Below are 18216 nucleotides of genomic sequence, written 5' to 3' on the forward strand. Positions count from 1 at the left end.
GTGTATCCGAAAGATAGGGGATGTATAAAGCGAAAATTCAATACTCCCCTTATGATTTTTACAGTTTTCACAAAAAATTCCTTATGAAAAAAAGAGGCAACTAGATCTTACCAATCTAGTTGCTCCAAGAAGTTATATACATCCTCATGTAGCTCGTCACGTTGCTTATCAAGTGTAATGACATGCGTAGAGTCTTCATACCATTTAATGTCTTTTAACGTTGATTCTACACCGTTATAAATAATGTTCGCACTATCTGTATTAATCATTTCATCATGACGTGCTTGTACAACAAATGTCGGTGCATAAATCATGTCCACATTGTTACGTACGTCAGCAATTAATTGTTGTAATGCTTTTAATGTATTCATCGGTGTCTTTTGGAATTCCAACATTTCTTGTTCAATTTGCTCTGGTGATTTTTGCTCACGCTTTTTATATTCGTGGGCATATGCCAATATACCTTGGTACATCGTTTCTTCACTCTTAATATACATTGGTGCACACATTGGTACTACACCTAAAACCGGTACTGTATAACCTAATTTTAGAGAAAATACGCCGCCAAGTGATAATCCAACGACAGCAATTTTCTCAAAACCTTTATCTTTTAAAAGCTGGTATGCCTCCGTTACATCTTGCCACCAATCTTCAGGACCTGTATGAACAAGCTCTTCTGGTGGTACACCGTGCCCTTTATAAATTGGCGCATGACAAGTATAGCCTTTCTTTTCTAAGAAACGCCCTAACATACGTACATCAGCTGAGTTTCCTGTGAAACCATGTAGTAATAAAACAGCGCGGTCTCCACCCTCAAATGTAAATGGTTTCGGAGATGCTAATTTCATCATGTACTTCTCCTCTTTCTCTTCTGTAATCTAGTCGTATTCTTTCTATATCTTAGTGTACCATATTTATATTTCTATAATCTAATTAGAAACATCTTTCAAATAGCAAAATAAAAAAAGAAGAACCATTAGTACAACTTACTAACGCTTCTTCTTTCAATTCTATAAATTTAAGTACGTTACAGCAATTGTTAATACGAAGAATAGCACAGCTAAAACAATCGTAATACGGTTCAATACCGCTTCAATTCCACGTGCTTTTTGCTTACCAAATAATTGCTCTGCACCGCCTGAAATTGCACCTGAAAGGCCTGAGCTATTACTAGACTGCATAAGTACCATAACAATCATTAAAATCGATACAATAATAAGTAAAACGGATAATAACGTATGCACTTGGCGTACCTCCTACAAAGATTCAGTTATTGTAACTGTAGCATAAATCCTATAGAAAAGCGAGAGCAATAAGGTTGCTCTCGCTTTTCTTCTATTACATAAACATCATTGCAAATAATGGTCCAAGCAAACATGTCAAAATTGCAGTTAATGTCATTGTTACCGATCCAATAACACCTTCATGTTCATTATTTTTCATCGCTCTCATGACGCCCATAATATGAGAAGCACATCCAAATCCGATCCCTTTACCAACTGAGTTTGTAACGCGGCTCCATTTTAATAAAAGCGGTCCTGTAATCGTTCCAGTAATACCTGCAATAACAACGAAAGCTGCTGTTAATGACGGTACACCACCAACTTGCTCTGAAACACTCATCGCAACTGGCATTGTCACCGATTTTGGTAAAGAAGATAAAATTAAGCTTTTATCTGTTCCCATAAGTGATGCAATGGCAAAATCACTTGCAATCGCAACTGTTGTACCTACTAATACACCACCAGCAATCGGCACAATATATTTTTGCAGAACGTGACGTTGTTTATAAAGAGGAATTGCAAATGCTACAACACCGGGTCCCAGCAGTTTTGCAATCCAGCCACCACCACTTTCCATATAATGTTGATATGGTATATCAAGCACAATAAATAAGAAAGCCATTAAACCTGTTGCTACAAGCATTGGAATGGTGAATGGTGTTGGAAATACTTTATAGATTTTTTTAGATAATTGATATAATAGCACCGTAAAAAGAACCCAACCAATTCCGATTAATATTTGGTTCATCGCGACTCTCTTTCCTTTCTATTCGCAAGATATTGTCCTGTATGTCCTGCGACAATAATAATTAAAAATGTACTCGCTACAACTGTAATAAAAAGTGAAATTCCTTTACTCATAAAAAAAGCACCGTAATTCATTAAGCCAAGCGTTGGCGGAATTAATAAAAACGGCATAATAGCAACGAGTGTTTCTGCTCCTAAATCGAACCATTTCACTGGAAGAACTTTTAGGCTAAGTAAAACAAGTAAGAGGAACATCCCAATCAAACTTCCTGGAATCGGAATATTTAACATTTCTTGTACCCAAGTTCCAACCATATAAAAAACGTAAAGAGCAGCAATTTGGACAAGAATCTTTGTAAATTTCATGTTCATCATCCCTCATGTTTATACGATCTTCTCTTAATATCTTTATCATAGTATAAATTGTAAAAAGCTGCAATTTATCAACTTGACAGCAAAAACAGCCTATGTTATACGCTTACAACCTTGATATGACTGTATTTCCAAGAGAAAATTAAGTCAAAAACCTTGACCTAATATAAGAAGTTTTTATTTTCTGAATTTTAAAGGTTGTTATTTCAATAAAATAATCTTTTTCTCCTTAAACTTACATATATATAAAGTGAAACTTTAATCACCTCTCACCAATCGGGCTTTTACGGACCAAACAACATAGGTGGTGAACATATGCCAAAAAAAGTTCTTATTTTTTGTGATCCTGGGATTGATGATACGATGGCTCTCCTCTTAGCATTCTTTATCGATGAAATAGAAATCATCGGTATTGTTGCTGATTACGGCAATGTTCCAAAAGAAATGGCCGTACAAAATGCTCATTTTCTTAAGAACGAAACAAAGAATAGAAATATCAAGATATTCGGTGGTTCAGAACGTCCGCTTACTGGTGCCCCCCCTGCTTTTTTTACAGATGTACACGGGACACAAGGGCTCGGTCCAATTATTCCAAATGGGAATGTGACTAATGGAGAAATGGAGAATTTTTTCGAGGTTATTCCTCTTATTGAACAGTATAAAGATGAATTAATCATTGTAAGTTTAGGAAGACTTACCTCCCTAGCAATTTTGTTTATCATGTGCAAACAGTTAATGAAGCAAATTAAATCTTACTACGTAATGGGCGGTGCCTTTTTACATCCCGGTAATGTTACTCCTATTTCGGAAGCGAACTTTTATGGCGATCCTACTGCCGCTAATATCGTTCTTCAATCCGCAGCTAACATGTACATATACCCGTTAAACGTCACCCAATATTCGGTCATTACACCCGAAATGACCGAATACATTGAAGCAAAAGGAAAAGCCCCACTCGTCAAACCGTTATTCGATCATTATTACTACGGCTATTATAAAGTTGCCTTACCGCATTTAAAGGGAAGCCCCTTTCATGACACAATGCCGATACTCGCTTTATTTGATAACTCTATGTTCACGTATCACAAATCACCTATTGTTGTCATGACGGAATCCTCTGCACAAGGAGCAAGCATTGGGGAATTTCGCTCTTTAGTGAACCAGAAGCCATTTATTGATTGGCCGGGTCATCAAATCGCCATTGATTTTGATTATAACCGTTTCTTTAAACATTTCATGTCACTTATGACGGGTGAACAATTTTAGCACAAAAAACAGACCGTGATTTCTCACGGTCTGTCGTTATTTTCTACAATTATCGTTTGATGTTATAGAAAGATTTTACACCATCGTAAACAGCTACTTCGCCTAGCTCGTCTTCGATACGTAATAATTGGTTGTACTTAGCAATACGATCCGTACGGCTCATAGAACCAGTTTTGATTTGGCCAGCGTTAGTTGCAACTGCGATGTCAGCGATTGTAGCATCTTCAGTTTCACCAGAACGGTGAGATACAACTGCTGTGTAACCAGCACGTTTAGCCATTTCGATAGCTTCGAAAGTCTCAGTTAAAGTACCGATTTGGTTAACTTTAATTAAGATTGAGTTAGAGATACCTTTTTCGATACCTTCAGCAAGTTTTTGAGTGTTAGTTACGAATAAATCGTCACCAACTAATTGTACTTTATCACCGATACGATCAGTTAATAATTTGTGACCATCCCAGTCGTTTTCGTCTAAACCATCTTCAATAGAGATGATTGGGAAGTCTTTGCAAAGCTCTTCGTAGAAATCAACCATTTCTGCAGAAGTTAAGCCAGTACGGCCTTCACCTGCAAGGTCATATTTACCAGTTTCTTTGTTGTAGAACTCAGAAGAAGCAACGTCCATTCCTAAGAATACGTTCTCGCCAGCTTTGTAACCAGCTTTTTCGATAGCTTCGATGATTACTTCTAGAGCTTCACGGTTAGAACCAAGGTTTGGAGCGAATCCACCTTCGTCACCTACTGCAGTGTTAAGACCTTTGTCATGTAATACAGCTTTAAGTGCATGGAATACTTCAGCACCCATACGGATTGATTCTTTGAATGTTGGAGCACCAACTGGTAAGATCATGAACTCTTGGAAGTCTACGTTGTTATCAGCGTGAGAACCACCGTTGATGATGTTCATCATTGGAGTTGGTAATTGTTTTGCATTGAATCCACCAAGGTAACGGTATAATGGAAGACCTACGAAGTCAGCTGCTGCGTGAGCTACTGCCATAGATACACCAAGGATAGCGTTAGCGCCTAGTTTACCTTTGTTTGGAGTGCCATCTAATTCGATCATAGCACGGTCGATACCAGCTTGGTCAGTTACGTCGAAACCAACGATTTCTGGAGCGATTGCTTCGTTAACGTTGTTTACTGCGTTCATAACACCTTTACCAAGGTAACGAGATTTGTCACCATCACGTAATTCTACTGCTTCGTGTTCACCAGTAGATGCACCACTTGGTACGATAGCGCGTCCGAAAGCGCCGCTTTCTGTGTAAACTTCTACTTCTACAGTTGGGTTTCCACGAGAGTCAAGGACTTCGCGAGCATAAACATCAATAATTGTTGACATAATAAATTCTCTCCTTTTTATATAAGCAAATTATTTAATAATTGTTTTACCTGTCATTTCTTTCGGTTGTTCCACATTTAAAAGCGTAAGCATTGTTGGGGCGATATCTCCTAAAATACCACCTTCACGAAGCTCTACATCATTTTTTGTAACGATGAAAGGAACCGGGTTAGTTGTATGAGCTGTCATTGGCTCGCCATCAGCAGTTAACTCCTGATCAGCATTACCATGGTCAGCAGTAATAAGTGCTACACCATCTTTTGCAAGAATTGCTTCTACAACTTTTCCTAAACATTCGTCAGTTGCTTCTACTGCTTTAATTGTTGGTTCCATCATCCCAGAATGGCCAACCATATCACAGTTTGCAAAGTTAAGAATGATAACATCATGTTTATCATTTTCGATTTCATTTACTAAAGCGTCCGTTACTTCGTAAATGCTCATTTCAGGTTTCAAGTCATACGTTGCAACCTTCGGTGAGTTAATTAAGATACGCTCTTCTCCTGGGAATTCAGCCTCACGACCACCGCTAAAGAAGAATGTAACGTGCGGATACTTTTCAGTTTCCGCGATGCGAAGTTGCTTTAATCCCGCTTGCGCAACAACTTCACCTAAAGTGTTATCAAGATTCATTGGCTTGAATGCCACGTAACCATCTACAGTTTCACTGAAGTGTGTCATACAAACGAATTCAGGAATGTGAGGTACTTTTTCACCACGATCGAACTCACGGAAATCTTCGTTTGTAAATACACGAGCAATTTGAATTGCACGGTCTGGACGGAAGTTATAGAAGATAACTGCATCATCATCATTGATTGTTGCAACTGGCGTGTTATCTTCGTTAACAATTACAGACGGCAATACGAATTCATCATAGATACCGTTCGCATAAGAGTCTTCTACACACTCTTCTGCTGATTTATAAGTAGGGCCTTCACCATTCACCATAGCACTGTAACATTTTTCAACGCGATCCCAACGCTTGTCACGGTCCATAGAGTAATAACGACCAGAGATAGTCGCGAATTGTCCTACGCCTGTTTCTTTAATTACTTCATTCGTTGCATCGATATAACCTTTTGCTGTTTGTGGTCCAACATCGCGGCCATCTAAGAATGCATGGATATAAACTTTCTCCACGCCTTCTTTTGCTGCTAAGCGAAGAAGAGCAAACATGTGGTTCATGTGACTGTGCACACCACCGTCAGAAAGTAAACCGAATAAATGAAGTGCAGTACCTTTTTCTTTTACGCTTTTAATTGCATTTTGGAACGTTTCGTTCTGATCGAACTCACCTTCACGAATTGCAACGTTTACGCGTGTTAAGCTTTGATATACTATGCGGCCAGCACCGATATTTAAGTGACCAACCTCAGAGTTACCCATTTGACCTTCTGGAAGACCTACTTCCTCACCACAAGCTGTAAGCGTTGTATGAGGGAATTTGTTCCAGTAACCATCAAAATTAGGTTTTTTAGCTTGTGCTACAGCATTCCCGTGAGTTTCTTCACGTAGTCCGAAACCGTCAAGGATGATTAAAGCTGTTGGCTTTCTCATTTTACCGCCCCCAGAAGACCTAAGAACGAAGCAGGCTCTAAGCTAGCACCGCCAACTAAAGCGCCGTCGATGTCAGATTGTGCCATATACTCTTTAATGTTTTCTGGTTTTACGCTACCGCCGTATTGAATACGAACAGCTTCTGCAGCTTCTGTAGAAACAGCTTCTGCAACAACTTTACGGATGTGCGCACATACTTCATTTGCATCTGCAGAAGAAGAAGATTTACCTGTACCGATAGCCCAAATTGGCTCATAAGCGATAACAGTTGCTTTAACTTGCTCTTCTGTTAAGCCTGCAAGTGCTTTAGTCACTTGACCTGCTACTAGATCAAATGTTTTTCCGCTTTCGCGCTCTTCTAAAGTCTCACCACAACATACGATTGGTGTTAAACCATGTTCAAATGCTGCAAGAGTCTTTTTGTTTACTGATTCGTCTGTTTCAGCAAACATTTCACGACGCTCAGAGTGGCCAAGTACTACGTAGCCTACTTTTAAGTCGCTAAGTGCTACTGGGCTAATTTCGCCAGTGAATGCACCATTTTTTTCGAAGTGCATGTTTTGTGCACCTACTTGTAAGTCAGTTCCTTCAGTTGCTGCTACTAAGCGCTCTAAGAATAGAGCTGGAGAGCAAACTACTGCATCAACAGCTGAAGCTGCTGGGATTTGACCTTTAACTTCCTCTACGAAGCTAACTGCTTCAGATAGAGTTTTATTCATTTTCCAGTTACCTGCGATAATTGGTTTACGCATGCTTTGCACCGTCCTTTTTCTTTGGCTGCTACTTATTTGTCGTTAAGACAAACTACACCTGGAAGCTCTTTACCTTCCATGAATTCTAATGACGCACCGCCGCCAGTAGAAATGTGGCTCATTTTATCAGCCATACCGAATTTTTCAACAGCTGCTGCAGAGTCACCACCGCCGATAACAGAGTATGTACCTTCTGCATCTGCTAATGCTTGTCCTACTGCTTTTGTACCTTCTGCGAATGGAGTCATTTCGAATACACCCATTGGTCCATTCCATACAACAAGCTTAGAGTTTTTAATTACATCTGCATAAATTTCACGTGTTTTAGGACCGATGTCCACGCCTTCCCAGTTAGAAGGGATAGAGTCGATACCAACGATTTTAGTTGTTGCAGTTTCAGAGAATTCCTCAGTGATTACAACATCAACTGGCATGTAGAAGTTTACGCCTTTTTCTTTTGCAAGTTGCATAAATTCTTTAGCTAGTTCAATCTTGTCGTCTTCACATAGAGATAGACCAATTTCATGACCTAAAGCTTTAACGAATGTGTAAGCAAGTCCGCCACCGATGATTAAGTTATCTACTTTGTCTAATAGATGACGAATTACACCGATTTTATCTTTTACTTTCGCACCACCAATGATAGCTGTGAATGGACGTTCTGGGTTAGAAAGTGCTTTACCTAATACATCTAACTCTTTTTCCATTAATAAACCAGATACTGCTGGTAGGTAGTCTGCGATTCCTGCTGTAGAAGCATGAGCACGGTGAGCTGCACCGAATGCATCGTTTACGAAGATATCAGCAAGAGCTGCAAATTCTTTCGCAAGTTCTGCATCGTTCTTTTCTTCGCCCGCATAGAAACGTACATTTTCAAGAACTAATACGTCGCCTTCGTTCATTGCTGCAACCATTTCTTGTGCAACTGGTCCGAATGCTTCGTCCGCTTTTTTAACATCTTTACCAAGAAGCTCGCCTAAACGTGCTGCTACTGGAGTAAGACGTAATTCTTCTACTGCTTGACCTTTTGGACGGCCTAAGTGGCTTGCTAAAATAACTTTCGCACCTTGCTCTACTAAATATTGAATTGTAGGAAGAGCTGCACGGATACGAGTTTCATCTGTAATTTTGCCTTCTTTCATAGGTACGTTGAAGTCAACGCGGCAAAATACACGCTTACCTTTTAAATCTACGTCACGAATTGATTTTTTGTTCATTGGATTTCCCTCCGACTACTAGTTAGGATTGACAAAACCCACTCAAAAGCTTAACACATTTGCTTTTAAAACGAAAGAAGAGAGAGAGGGAACAAACCCTCTCCCTCGTTTTGTCATTGATAACTTATATAATTAAGAATTAAAGACCTTTTGAAGTCATGTAAGCTGCTAAGTCTACTACGCGGTTAGAGTAACCAGTTTCGTTATCGTACCAAGAAAGTACTTTAACCATGTTACCTTCCATTACCATTGTAGATAATGCATCGATTGTAGAAGAAGCTGTACATCCGTTATAGTCGATAGATACTAATGGCTCTTCGCTGTATCCAAGGATACCTTTTAATTCGCCTTCAGAAGCTGCTTTGAATGCTGCGTTTACTTCTTCAACTGTTACTTCTTTGTCAAGTTCAACAACTAAGTCAACAAGAGAAACGTTAGCAGTTGGAACACGTACAGCGCCACCGTTTAATTTACCTTTAAGTTCTGGTAATACTAATGCTACAGCTTTAGCTGCACCAGTAGATGTTGGGATCATGTTTTCAGCTGCTGCACGAGCACGACGTAAATCTTTGTGTGGTAAGTCTAAGATTTGTTGGTCGTTAGTGTAAGAGTGAATTGTTGTCATCATTCCGCGTTTTACGCCGAATTTTTCGTTTAATACTTTAGCGAATGGAGCTAGACAGTTTGTAGTACAAGAAGCGTTAGATACTACGTTGTGGTTAGCTGCATCGTATTGTTCGTGGTTAACACCCATAACTACAGTGATATCTTCGTCAGAAGCTGGAGCTGAGATGATAACTTTCTTAACTGATCCACCTAAGTGTTTCTCAGCGTCTGATTTTTTAGTGAAACGACCAGTAGATTCTACTACTACTTCTACTCCGTAGTCGCTCCATGGTAGTTGAGCTGGGTCACGCTCAGCGATAACTTTAATTTCTTTACCGTTAACAACGATGCTGTTTTCGTTAGCAGATACTTCTGCATTTAAAGTTCCGTGAACTGTGTCATATTTTAAAAGGTGAGCTAATGTTTTAGCATCTGTTAAGTCGTTGATTGCTACTACTTCTACCTCAGAGTTGTTAAGAGCTGCGCGGAATACGTTACGTCCGATACGTCCAAATCCATTAATACCAATTTTAGTCATTTGAATTTCCTCCTTGGGGGATTATATTAAAGGGTAATACCCTTTGTTAACTGTTTTGCTGCACCTTCATCTGTAATTAGAATTGAAGTGTGCCCTTGTTTAATTACAGCCTGTATTGCCTTTGCCTTTGAAGAACCTCCAGCGACTGCAACAACGTGAGATACATGTTGTAAATCCTCTAGTTGCATACCAACTGTTCTTACTTTATGAACAACATTTCCTTGTTCATTAAAGTAGTAACCGAAAGCTTCGCCAACTGCTTCACTTGCCTGAATCTTTAACCAATCTGCTTCTGAAGTATTTCTGCGACGTGCCATTGTTAACGCATCACCTATTCCATGAATGACGATATTGGAAGATCGAATCAACTCAAGAACTTCTTTCACGGAAGGCTCTGTCACAATAGACGCATATGCTTCGCTACTAACATGGTCTGGAACATACAACAAGCGATAATTACTCATCGTATTTTGCGCCATTTTGGCACAAATGGTATTGGCTTCTAACTCAACACCTTCTCCAATTCCACCACGCGCTGGGACAAATAGCATATGTAAATCTTTGCAATCAAGCTGCATCATGTCCGCAGCAGCAGCTAGCGTAGTTCCTCCAGCCACAGCAACGATATTATTCGCTGTCAGACGGTCTTTTATACAAGTCACACAAGCACGGCCCATCTCCAGTTTGACCCAAGGTGATTCATCACTATCACCAGGGACAACGAAAACTTCATCCAAGTCTAATGTTTCCTTAAGTTGCTTTTCTAAAACCTTTAACCCGGAAATTTCTTTCATAAAGTCTTCCAAAGCAAGAACTAAAGCTGTTCCTTCTTCTGTCAAAGTCATTCCAGAAGAAGCGACGTGAACTAAGTTTTGTTCTTTCAAAACTTGAACTTCACTTCGCAATACTCGTTCTGTCATACCGAGACTTGCTGATAAGTTTCTTCTTCCAATCGGCTGCATGAGCCTAATGTATTGAAGAATTTGCATTCTCGTTTGCATAACAGGTAGCAGATCAGGTAATAATTTTTTTGTGTTCTGAATCCATGAGCGCATATCTTTTCTCCTCACTACATTGGTTCATTTTTCCTCAGTGGTCACTTTACGTCCCGTAGTGACATTTTGTGTCCCACATAGGTTAAAAAAATAATCCCTGCTACGTGTATTATTGTAACAGGAGATAGAAACTTATTCAACTCTTAACTGCATTCTTTATATAGTTTATTATGACACCTTTGTGAATGTTACCATATTCTACTTGTTTTCCGTCTATTTCTACAACCGGAATCATTAAGTGATATTTTTCTAAAAGGTCATTATCTTCATATATATCTATTTCCTCGATTTGAAAAGAATATTCACATTGTACTTCCTGCAAAACTTCTTTTGCCTGCACGCAAAGACCACAATCTTTTTTTGTATACAGTACAACTTTCATCTTCTTCACCTATCCAATCGTTTTTCGTAATGACGAAGCTGGAATATGCATTTGTTCTCTATACTTCGCCACCGTTCTTCGAGAAATAACGATTTCATGCTCTTCTTCTAATAATTTTGAAATCTTTTGATCTGAAAGTGGCTTTTTCTTATCCTCTGCCTCAACAAGCGTTTGAATAAACTGTTTTACACGTTTTGTAGAAACTGCTTCATCTTCAGTCGTTGAAACAGCATTACTAAAGAACGATTTCATCTCAAATAAACCATGTGGTGTTTGCACATATTTATTTCGCGTTGCACGACTAATTGTAGATTCATGCACACTTAACTCTTCCGCCACCTCTTTTAAAGCAAGCGGTTTTAAATACGCTGGACCTTCCCAAAAGAAATCACGTTGTTTTTCCATAATAATAGTCATTACTTGCAGCAATGTCTGTTTTCTCTGTTTCAAACTGCGCATGATCCACTGCACATGCTGATACTTTTCTGATACGTAAGATGCTACTTCACTTTCGCTATTATTAAGAAGCGCACTATACTCAGAATGAATTTCAATTCTTGGCATATTTCTCTCATTCATCTGTAAAACGAGACGATCGCCATCTTTTTTCACCGCCATATCAGGCACAATATAAAGTGGTTTATCAGAAGAAAACGCAAGACCTGGTTTTGGTTGTAATGACGTTATACAATTTACCGCATCCTGCAATTCTTCATTACTACACTTCAACACTTGAACAAGCTTTCGCCAATCTTTCTTCACGAAATAAGCGAAATGATCTTCCACAACCTCTTCTGCTAATCCATTTCGTCTTTGTAAGCGCTTCAATTGTAAAGTTAGACATTCCTGAATATTACGCGCGCCTACCCCTGCTGGCTCGAGTGATTGGACAAGCTCTACAGAGCGGTCAACTACATGAAGCGGTGCGGAAAGGAGGCTCGCTAACTCCTCGTTCGTTTCTTGTAAATATCCATTTCCATCCATGTTCATAATAATGAAAGAAGCTGCTTTTCGCTCTTCTTCCTCTATTTTATAATACTGTATTTGATTTAATAAATGTTGCTGAATCGTTGTAGAATCCACACTGTAGATTTCCATCTGATTCTCGACTTGTTTGCTGGTACTTTTACTTGTGTTAGAGCTCTTTTTCTTCTCCCTCTCAAAACCACCTAACTCAATAAGGGGATTCTCTAACGATTGCTCATACAAAAACTCCGATAATTCTTGTACATTATACTGGAGCATTGTAATCGCTTGCCTTAACTCTTGTGTCATTGCCAAACGTAAGCTTTGTTCTTGTAAAAGACTTGCCTTCAAACTAATCTCCCCCTTGTTTCTATTGTACAATAAGTTTGGTAAAAGGAGAATGCTATCACAGACACCCATTCCAAAATATTATTAATTTATATGTATTAATGAGATTTACAACTTACAACCGAAATTTGAATAATATTGAAAGAAAATATTAAGGCCAAAAAATTATTACCAAGTACTAATAGTAAATCTTATCACTAGATATAACAAGAGAGAAATAAAAAAAGTCCTAACCTACAAAACGTAAGTTAAGACTTTTTGACGCGCCCAGAGGGATTCGAACCCCCGGCAGACGTGGTACCGGAAACCACCGCTCTATCCGACTGAGCTATGGGCGCATGATTATAAAATACACTTCATTTTCTTCTCATAATAATAGCAATAAAATCCATCTAAATCAATAAAAATATCCCCATAATCCTTTATGCAACTTAGTTATGATTACATCAACAAAGCACCATCCCCTAAATTTTCCAATCATAAATTCACCCCAACTCACAAATTATAATCTTTGAATTGATATTCCAAAGGGGGCTTCATTCAATGACTGTAATTACGAAACTAAAGCAAACTGTTTCTGGATTAAAAAGTGCACAAGCTAGCTTAGAGGGATTCGCTCTTGATACGGATAACCAACAAGCTAAGCAACTTTTCCAAACAGCTGCGCAGCAAACACAAACGATTATCGATTCTTTAAACCCTCGCGTTGAAGAAGTCCAACAAGAAGAACCACAATACTCACAGCAATAACGGATTCGTCATGCTGTGAAATAGAAAAAGGATGATATGCAGTCATCCTTTTTCTATCACATTACATATTGCAATAGAAATGGAATGATAATTATGCGAAAACTCGGCCTCATAACCGCATTATTTGCCCTTCTATTTAGCTCTTTTACCGGATGTGATAATAGTCCCTTAGATAAAAAAGTGAAAGAAGAAGCAAAACGAACGGAGAAAGAGAAAGGTCCCAAATTAACAAAGACAAGTACGGAATCCTTTAATCAATCTATATCACAAGGAGCAAAAAAAAGAGCTCTCGCTATGGATGAAATTATAAAAAGCACAGCAGTAAATTCAAATTTAGATCTCTACATAGCAGTTACACCGGAGCATCACGAAAGGTTTGGATTAAAACCTCTTCGTAAGAAGCTTCAAAAGCAGCTAAGTGATGAGCATCCTACTTTCGATGTTCGTGTCAGTACAGATAAAAAAATCTTTATGTTACTCGAAAAACTCGAAAGAAAAATTAAGGAAAAAGAAGTATCTAAAGATGAAATTAATAAACAATTAAAATTCATTGGGAAAAAAATGGAGTCTAACACTTAACGCTTTTTTTTAAGAAAAGGAAGGATTGCAATGTCTAGTAAAGATAAAAACTTAACCCCTGTGCAACAGGAGTATAAAAAATTCGAACAAGAACGAGAACCGAAGCGCCCTGTCTTGAAAAATTGTATAAAAGCCTTTTTCGTCGGTGGTTTTATTTGCTTCATCGGACAACTCATTTCTACATTTTATATCACATATTTTGATTTCACTGAACGCTCAGCGGGAAATCCAACAGTCGCAACTCTTATTTTCATCTCCATGTTACTAACTGGATTTGGTATATATGATCGTTTTGGACAGTTTGCCGGAGCAGGCACAGCTGTACCTGTCACTGGATTTGGTAACTCTGTTATTGCCGCATGTATCGAACACCGAACGGAAGGTTTTGTCCTCGGTGTTGGCGGTAACATGTTTAAATTAGCTGGTTCTGTTATTTTATTTGGTGTATTTTCCGCTTTCGTCATCGCACTTATTAAAACGATTCTCGTTCAATGGGGAGGGCTATAAATGTTACAAGGACACCGAACATGGGTATTTGAAAACAAACCAGTTATTATTTCGACGGGAGTCGTTGGCGGGCCGTTTGAAGCTAAAGGAAAAATTCCAGAAGACTTCGATACCCTCCATGAAGATTTATGGCTCGGACAAGATTCCTATGAAAAAGCACATAAAATTTTGTTCGAAGAGGCTTGTAGTCGCGCTACTGAAAAAGCAAAACTTCGTAAAGATGATATTCAATTTGTACTCGCAGGCGATTTAATTAATCAAATTACCCCTACAAGCTTTGCTTGCCGTACACTGGGCACTCCTTATCTCGGACTATTCGGCGCTTGTTCTACTTCTATGGAAGGTTTAGCACTTGGAGCAAGTATCGTAAATGCAAAAGGCGCAAAATATTTATTAACCGGTGCATCAAGCCATAATACAGCTGTGGAAAAACAGTTCCGCTATCCTACCGAATATGGCGGGCAAAAACCACCTACCGCGCAGTGGACAGTAACCGGAGCAGGAGCCGCTATTTTAAGCGATACGGGACACGGTCCTAGGGTAACATCTGCCACAATCGGACGAGTGGTTGATATGGGATTAACGGATCCTTTTAATATGGGAGGTGCAATGGCTCCAGCTGCCGTTGATACAATTGAAGCCCATTTACGCGAACGCCAAATTGATGCCTCTTACTACGATTTAATCGTAACAGGCGACCTCGGACATGTCGGTCGCGAAATCGCTTATGACTTACTACATAAACACGGAACAAAAGTAACGAGCGAACAGTTTCAAGATTGTGGGTTACTCATTTATAGAGAAGGGCAACCTGTTATCGCTGGTGCTAGCGGACCAGGATGCTCTGCAACAGTCGTATACGGTCACTTATTAAACCGAATGAAAAGAGGAGAGTTTAAAAAAATACTTGTCGTTGCGACAGGCGCCTTGCTATCTCCACTTACATTCCAACAAGAAGAAACGATTCCGTGTATCGCTCATGCCGTTTCGATTGAATTTGGAGGTGCAATGCAATGATTTTTTTCTGGGCTTTCGTCATTGGTGGACTCATATGTGTAATCGGGCAACTTATGTTTGATGTCGGCAAGCTAACACCAGCTCATACAATGGCAACACTCGTTGTTGCCGGAGCTATATTAGATGGATTCAATTTGTATGAACCATTAATTGACTTCGCTGGAGCTGGGGCAACCGTACCTATTACAAGCTTCGGTAATGCCCTTGTTCACGGTGCAATGGAAGAAGCTGCAAAACATGGCATCGTTGGCGTTATTACTGGCATGTTTAAAGTAACGAGCGCCGGTGTGTCAGCAGCTATTATTTTCGGCTTCATCGGAGCATTGCTATTCAAACCGAAAGGATAAGAGGTGTTTGTATGACTGTTATCGCTAGCGTAAAAACCTGCCTTGCTAGTGTAAGAGGAGCTCAAGCAAGCTTAAGCTCCCTTTCGCTAAATTCTACAGACGATGAAGCAAAACGCGTATTTCATGAATGTATGTTAGAAATGGACAGCATCATCGCTGATTTACAAAATAGAGTTTCCGTATTAGAACGTGAAGAACCTCAATATAAAGGGTTTTAAGTAGACTGGAGGAAATGACTATGTCTCACCTGCCGGAATGGACACTGGTCATTCTTCGCTCTGTATTCATATTAATCATTTTATTCACTATTACAAAATGCTTAGGAAAAAGGCAAATCTCCCAACTTTCCTTTTTTGAATACATAGCAGGAATGACAATCGGTGATATCGCCGCTCAAATAGCTACAGGGCTTGATCAAAAGTTTTTCCATGGTGTTTTTGCCATACTTATTTTCGCCTCAGTACCCTTTTTTGTCGGAATTCTCTCCCTAAAAAACAAAACTGCTAGAGATTTTTTTGAAGGGAAGTCTACAGTGTTAATAAAAGATGGCAAAATACTTGAGGATAATTTAAAACAAGAAAAATATACAAGTGATGAGTTACTTGAACTTCTTAGAGGAAATGGTGCATTCAGTATAGCTGAAGTCGAATTTGCTGTCTTAGAACCAAGCGGAGAATTAAATGTATTATTAAAGAAAGATTCTCAACCACTTACTGCAAAAGATCTCGGTTTAAAAGTGCCGAATGAAAAAGAACCGCAAACTGTTATTATGGATGGCAATGTACTAGATGAACCTCTTTCAGCAAGCGGGCATAACCGCGCTTGGTTGCATTCCGAACTAGAAAAGCTCGGTGTTGTTATTGAAAATGTCTTTCTCGGTCAAGTGGATTCATACGGACAACTTACTATCGACATTTATAATGACAAACTACAAATGCCTTCTCCTCAAAACAAACCTTTATTATTAGCATCTTTAAAAAAATGTCATGCTGATCTTGAACTATTTTCCTTAGAAACAAAGTCAAAATCAGCAAGCGAAATGTATAGTAAAAACGCGAAACAAATCGATAAGATTTTAAATAAAGTAACCTATCTTTTAAAAGAATAACTCTCGAAAGAACGCTTCAGTAAAAAGGCGTTCTTTTCTTTTTTTCTACAGGTTTCATAACGTTTAAATTTATGTAATTCGGTTATGATGTTGAAGATACATAAGCAGGGAATTTCAAAAACATAGCGAATAATTCATGGTACAACTACATATTTTTTTGATTTAAAGTGGTTTCGTTTGACCTTTATTGACCATAATTGTATTATAAGACTAAGAAAGCTTTAGAAGGAGGAAATAACAGATGAATTTAATTCCTACAGTAATTGAACAAACAAATCGTGGAGAACGCGCTTACGATATTTACTCTCGACTATTAAAAGACCGCATCATTATGCTTGGTAGTGCAATTGATGACAACGTAGCTAACTCAATCGTTTCCCAGCTTTTATTCTTGGAATCTCAAGATCCAGAAAAAGATATTCACATCTACATCAACAGCCCTGGTGGTTCTATCACAGCAGGTATGGCAATTTACGATACAATGCAATTTATTAAACCACAAGTATCAACAATCTGTATTGGTATGGCTGCATCTATGGGTGCATTCTTACTTGCAGCAGGTGAAAAAGGAAAACGTTATGCACTTCCAAACAGTGAAGTAATGATTCACCAACCACTTGGCGGAGCACAAGGTCAAGCGACTGAAATCGAAATCGCTGCAAAACGTATCCTATTCTTACGTGAAAAACTAAACCAAATTCTTGCTGACCGCACAGGTCAACCTCTTGAAGTACTACAACGCGACACAGACCGCGACAACTTCATGACAGCAGAAAAAGCTTTAGAATACGGTTTAATCGATAAGATCTTTACAAATCGTTAATACTTAAAAGCGGAAGCGGCTCGTTTAGAATCGCAGGGTGTTGGAGCTTTTACATTCGAGGCAAAAAGCGCCTCGGATGTAAAAGCTAAACAACTGGAGATTCTAGCCGCTGGAGCTAGATACATAAAAAAGCGCCCTATTACAGGGCGCTTTTTTATGTATTGGCCTCCGTACGAATATACCCCACCTAGTATTCACCTAAATATATCAGCAATTTTTCAAATATATCGAACGTAACTCCAATTATATCGGCGATTATTTTAATATATCGACGTTTCGACACAACTTATCGACTTACCGACAATCCTCGACAAGCACTCCCCCCCACATACCTCCACCAACAAACATCAAAAACAAAAAAGCTATCGCATATACGCGATAGCTTTTTATTGTACATATGCAGCTAATGCTTCTAAAGCCTCTTCTGCATCTGAACCTTCTGTTGTAATTGTTATCATGCTACCAGTTCCAATTGCTAAGCTCATAATCCCCATTATGCTCTTTGCATTTACTGTCTTTCCATCTTTCTCGATGAAGATATCCGCATGAAAGCGATTTGCCTCTTGTACAAACAACGCAGCCGGACGTGCTTGTAAACCGTTTTTTAATGAAACCTGAACTCTTTTTTGAACCACAGCTCCATTTCCC

At 38.9% G+C, this 18216-nt stretch carries 22 protein-coding genes and 1 tRNA gene; 9 read left to right on the plus strand and 14 right to left on the minus strand.

Annotated elements, in window-relative coordinates; all coding sequences use genetic code 11:
- Positions 1–107: 107 nt before the first annotated feature.
- The 4 genes from estA to V7S50_RS20965 form a co-directional block, all read right to left on the minus strand.
- On the minus strand, positions 108–848 hold the full coding sequence (gene estA / locus V7S50_RS20950) for a carboxylesterase (protein WP_161940515.1): 741 nt from the start codon (positions 846–848) through the stop codon (positions 108–110).
- A gap of 162 nt (positions 849–1010) precedes the next feature.
- Positions 1011–1244 carry a preprotein translocase subunit SecG gene (gene secG / locus V7S50_RS20955; RefSeq protein ID WP_000557263.1) on the minus strand — a complete coding sequence of 78 codons (234 nt, stop codon included), beginning with the start codon at positions 1242–1244 and terminating at the stop codon, positions 1011–1013.
- Between the two features lie 94 nt (positions 1245–1338).
- Positions 1339–2031, minus strand: coding sequence for an LrgB family protein (locus tag V7S50_RS20960; protein WP_063221764.1), 693 nt, complete (start codon positions 2029–2031; stop codon positions 1339–1341).
- On the minus strand, positions 2028–2396 hold the full coding sequence (locus V7S50_RS20965; protein ID WP_000673222.1) for a CidA/LrgA family holin-like protein: 369 nt from the start codon (positions 2394–2396) through the stop codon (positions 2028–2030). Before V7S50_RS20965 ends, V7S50_RS20960 begins: the two co-directional genes overlap by 4 nt.
- Positions 2397–2717: 321 nt before the next feature.
- On the opposite strand from V7S50_RS20965, the gene V7S50_RS20970 reads away from it, so the two are divergent.
- Complete coding sequence (locus tag V7S50_RS20970; RefSeq protein ID WP_242254859.1) at positions 2718–3668, plus strand: nucleoside hydrolase; 951 nt, start codon at positions 2718–2720, stop codon at positions 3666–3668.
- A gap of 49 nt (positions 3669–3717) precedes the next feature.
- Here V7S50_RS20970 and eno read toward each other — a convergent pair whose 3' ends face one another.
- From eno to V7S50_RS21015, 9 genes are all read right to left on the minus strand, one after another.
- Positions 3718–5013, minus strand: coding sequence for a phosphopyruvate hydratase (gene eno, locus V7S50_RS20975; RefSeq protein ID WP_060632838.1), 1296 nt, complete (start codon positions 5011–5013; stop codon positions 3718–3720).
- Positions 5014–5043: 30 nt separating this feature from the next.
- Positions 5044–6573 carry a 2,3-bisphosphoglycerate-independent phosphoglycerate mutase gene (gpmI, locus tag V7S50_RS20980; protein WP_001231144.1) on the minus strand — a complete coding sequence of 510 codons (1530 nt, stop codon included), beginning with the start codon at positions 6571–6573 and terminating at the stop codon, positions 5044–5046.
- A complete protein-coding gene (tpiA, locus tag V7S50_RS20985) occupies positions 6570–7325 on the minus strand; it encodes a triose-phosphate isomerase (protein ID WP_001231043.1) in 756 nt (251 codons plus the stop codon). Before tpiA ends, gpmI begins: the two co-directional genes overlap by 4 nt.
- Before the next feature lie 32 nt (positions 7326–7357).
- Positions 7358–8542 carry a phosphoglycerate kinase gene (locus V7S50_RS20990; protein ID WP_063221767.1) on the minus strand — a complete coding sequence of 395 codons (1185 nt, stop codon included), beginning with the start codon at positions 8540–8542 and terminating at the stop codon, positions 7358–7360.
- A gap of 139 nt (positions 8543–8681) precedes the next feature.
- Positions 8682–9686, minus strand: a complete 1005-nt coding sequence (gap, locus tag V7S50_RS20995) for a type I glyceraldehyde-3-phosphate dehydrogenase (RefSeq protein ID WP_000161237.1) — start codon at positions 9684–9686, stop codon at positions 8682–8684.
- 26 nt (positions 9687–9712) lie between these two features.
- A complete protein-coding gene (gene cggR, locus V7S50_RS21000; protein ID WP_001258183.1) occupies positions 9713–10741 on the minus strand; it encodes a gapA transcriptional regulator CggR in 1029 nt (342 codons plus the stop codon).
- Between the two features lie 136 nt (positions 10742–10877).
- Complete coding sequence (locus tag V7S50_RS21005) at positions 10878–11123, minus strand: glutaredoxin family protein (protein ID WP_063221768.1); 246 nt, start codon at positions 11121–11123, stop codon at positions 10878–10880.
- A gap of 9 nt (positions 11124–11132) precedes the next feature.
- Positions 11133–12440 (minus strand): RNA polymerase factor sigma-54, encoded by a 1308-nt coding sequence (rpoN, locus tag V7S50_RS21010; protein ID WP_242254861.1) that lies wholly within the window; start codon positions 12438–12440, stop codon positions 11133–11135.
- 259 nt (positions 12441–12699) lie between these two features.
- A tRNA-Arg gene (locus V7S50_RS21015) sits at positions 12700–12775 on the minus strand.
- A 205-nt stretch (positions 12776–12980) separates the two neighbouring features.
- On the opposite strand from V7S50_RS21015, the gene V7S50_RS21020 reads away from it, so the two are divergent.
- From V7S50_RS21020 to clpP, 8 genes are all read left to right on the plus strand, one after another.
- Positions 12981–13187: a DUF1657 domain-containing protein gene (locus V7S50_RS21020; RefSeq protein ID WP_000216166.1), complete on the plus strand. Its 207-nt coding sequence runs from the start codon at positions 12981–12983 to the stop codon at positions 13185–13187.
- Between the two features lie 93 nt (positions 13188–13280).
- Positions 13281–13766: a YhcN/YlaJ family sporulation lipoprotein gene (locus V7S50_RS21025; RefSeq protein WP_001228545.1), complete on the plus strand. Its 486-nt coding sequence runs from the start codon at positions 13281–13283 to the stop codon at positions 13764–13766.
- 30 nt (positions 13767–13796) lie between these two features.
- Positions 13797–14273 carry a stage V sporulation protein AC gene (spoVAC, locus tag V7S50_RS21030; RefSeq protein ID WP_000095399.1) on the plus strand — a complete coding sequence of 159 codons (477 nt, stop codon included), beginning with the start codon at positions 13797–13799 and terminating at the stop codon, positions 14271–14273.
- Positions 14274–15290, plus strand: a complete 1017-nt coding sequence (spoVAD, locus tag V7S50_RS21035; RefSeq protein ID WP_063221773.1) for a stage V sporulation protein AD — start codon at positions 14274–14276, stop codon at positions 15288–15290. It abuts the gene before it with no gap.
- Positions 15287–15637 carry a stage V sporulation protein AE gene (gene spoVAE, locus V7S50_RS21040; protein WP_000575919.1) on the plus strand — a complete coding sequence of 117 codons (351 nt, stop codon included), beginning with the start codon at positions 15287–15289 and terminating at the stop codon, positions 15635–15637. The genes spoVAD and spoVAE overlap by 4 nt, the downstream gene beginning before the upstream one ends.
- 11 nt (positions 15638–15648) lie before the next feature.
- Complete coding sequence (locus V7S50_RS21045) at positions 15649–15855, plus strand: DUF1657 domain-containing protein (RefSeq protein WP_000215914.1); 207 nt, start codon at positions 15649–15651, stop codon at positions 15853–15855.
- 20 nt (positions 15856–15875) lie between these two features.
- Positions 15876–16745 carry a DUF421 domain-containing protein gene (locus V7S50_RS21050; protein WP_336376470.1) on the plus strand — a complete coding sequence of 290 codons (870 nt, stop codon included), beginning with the start codon at positions 15876–15878 and terminating at the stop codon, positions 16743–16745.
- A gap of 241 nt (positions 16746–16986) precedes the next feature.
- On the plus strand, positions 16987–17568 hold the full coding sequence (gene clpP / locus V7S50_RS21055; protein ID WP_001049162.1) for an ATP-dependent Clp endopeptidase proteolytic subunit ClpP: 582 nt from the start codon (positions 16987–16989) through the stop codon (positions 17566–17568).
- A 386-nt stretch (positions 17569–17954) separates the two neighbouring features.
- Here clpP and V7S50_RS21060 read toward each other — a convergent pair whose 3' ends face one another.
- The gene (locus V7S50_RS21060; RefSeq protein ID WP_000250307.1) at positions 17955–18203 is read right to left on the minus strand and encodes an HPr family phosphocarrier protein; all 249 of its coding nucleotides are present in this window, start codon (positions 18201–18203) and stop codon (positions 17955–17957) included.
- Between the last annotated feature and the right edge of the window lie 13 nt (positions 18204–18216).

Source organism: Bacillus sp. CCNWLW194 (assembly GCF_037120585.1).
Classification (GTDB): Bacteria; Bacillota; Bacilli; order Bacillales; family Bacillaceae_G; genus Bacillus_A; species Bacillus_A basilensis.

Bases quoted from the DNA above. Each gene is read 5' to 3' on its own strand.
- estA (WP_161940515.1), bottom strand. From the start codon at position 848: ATGAAATTAGCATCTCCGAAACCATTTACATTTGAGGGTGGAGACCGC.
- V7S50_RS20960 (WP_063221764.1), bottom strand. From the start codon at position 2,031: ATGAACCAAATATTAATCGGAATTGGTTGGGTTCTTTTTACGGTGCTA.
- V7S50_RS20965 (WP_000673222.1), bottom strand. From the start codon at position 2,396: ATGAAATTTACAAAGATTCTTGTCCAAATTGCTGCTCTTTACGTTTTT.
- V7S50_RS20970 (WP_242254859.1), top strand. From the start codon at position 2,718: ATGCCAAAAAAAGTTCTTATTTTTTGTGATCCTGGGATTGATGATACG.
- eno (WP_060632838.1), bottom strand. From the start codon at position 5,013: ATGTCAACAATTATTGATGTTTATGCTCGCGAAGTCCTTGACTCTCGT.
- gpmI (WP_001231144.1), bottom strand. From the start codon at position 6,573: ATGAGAAAGCCAACAGCTTTAATCATCCTTGACGGTTTCGGACTACGT.
- tpiA (WP_001231043.1), bottom strand. From the start codon at position 7,325: ATGCGTAAACCAATTATCGCAGGTAACTGGAAAATGAATAAAACTCTA.
- V7S50_RS20990 (WP_063221767.1), bottom strand. From the start codon at position 8,542: ATGAACAAAAAATCAATTCGTGACGTAGATTTAAAAGGTAAGCGTGTA.
- gap (WP_000161237.1), bottom strand. From the start codon at position 9,686: ATGACTAAAATTGGTATTAATGGATTTGGACGTATCGGACGTAACGTA.
- cggR (WP_001258183.1), bottom strand. From the start codon at position 10,741: ATGCGCTCATGGATTCAGAACACAAAAAAATTATTACCTGATCTGCTA.
- V7S50_RS21005 (WP_063221768.1), bottom strand. From the start codon at position 11,123: ATGAAAGTTGTACTGTATACAAAAAAAGATTGTGGTCTTTGCGTGCAG.
- V7S50_RS21020 (WP_000216166.1), top strand. From the start codon at position 12,981: ATGACTGTAATTACGAAACTAAAGCAAACTGTTTCTGGATTAAAAAGT.
- V7S50_RS21025 (WP_001228545.1), top strand. From the start codon at position 13,281: ATGCGAAAACTCGGCCTCATAACCGCATTATTTGCCCTTCTATTTAGC.
- spoVAC (WP_000095399.1), top strand. From the start codon at position 13,797: ATGTCTAGTAAAGATAAAAACTTAACCCCTGTGCAACAGGAGTATAAA.
- spoVAD (WP_063221773.1), top strand. From the start codon at position 14,274: ATGTTACAAGGACACCGAACATGGGTATTTGAAAACAAACCAGTTATT.
- spoVAE (WP_000575919.1), top strand. From the start codon at position 15,287: ATGATTTTTTTCTGGGCTTTCGTCATTGGTGGACTCATATGTGTAATC.
- V7S50_RS21045 (WP_000215914.1), top strand. From the start codon at position 15,649: ATGACTGTTATCGCTAGCGTAAAAACCTGCCTTGCTAGTGTAAGAGGA.
- V7S50_RS21050 (WP_336376470.1), top strand. From the start codon at position 15,876: ATGTCTCACCTGCCGGAATGGACACTGGTCATTCTTCGCTCTGTATTC.
- clpP (WP_001049162.1), top strand. From the start codon at position 16,987: ATGAATTTAATTCCTACAGTAATTGAACAAACAAATCGTGGAGAACGC.